This window comes from Rhodanobacter spathiphylli B39 (assembly GCF_000264295.1).
Lineage (GTDB): Bacteria > Pseudomonadota > Gammaproteobacteria > Xanthomonadales > Rhodanobacteraceae > Rhodanobacter > Rhodanobacter spathiphylli.
On the sequence record NZ_AJXT01000078.1, the window covers coordinates 1 to 389 of the forward strand.

A 389-nucleotide genomic window follows, 5' to 3' on the forward strand; every position below is an offset into this window, starting at 1 on the left:
GAAAAGGCCACGCCCGAACAACTCTGGATTCGATCCCTGGCGGCGCGGCTGTCCTTCGGCAAGGTGCTGGTCGCCATCGCCAACAAGCATGCGCGCCAGCTGTGGGTGATGCTGGCCCACGACGCGGACTACGACCCCTGCGCCAGCCAGCGCCACCCGATGCATCGCCCCGCCCAGCTCGCCTGAGGAAGCCCTTCATTCGATTCACCGTCAGCGCAACGCGGTAACAACGGGTCAGACCCACCCGGAGAGAACCTGACTAACATTCTGGCCGTCCAAACGTGCTTCGGCCGATCCCCGAGCACCGACGACACCGCTGAACGAATGAGGTCTCCGGGCGCGGTTTATACCCTGGTCCGAGCCGGCAACATCGACTCAACAAGACCGTC

The 389-nt window shown here is 64.0% G+C and carries 1 pseudogene; it reads left to right on the forward strand.

Features of this window, described 5'->3' with window-relative positions:
- A pseudogene (locus UU7_RS18715) lies at positions 1-186 on the forward strand (IS110 family transposase); the annotation flags it as partial.
- Between the last annotated feature and the right edge of the window lie 203 nt (positions 187-389).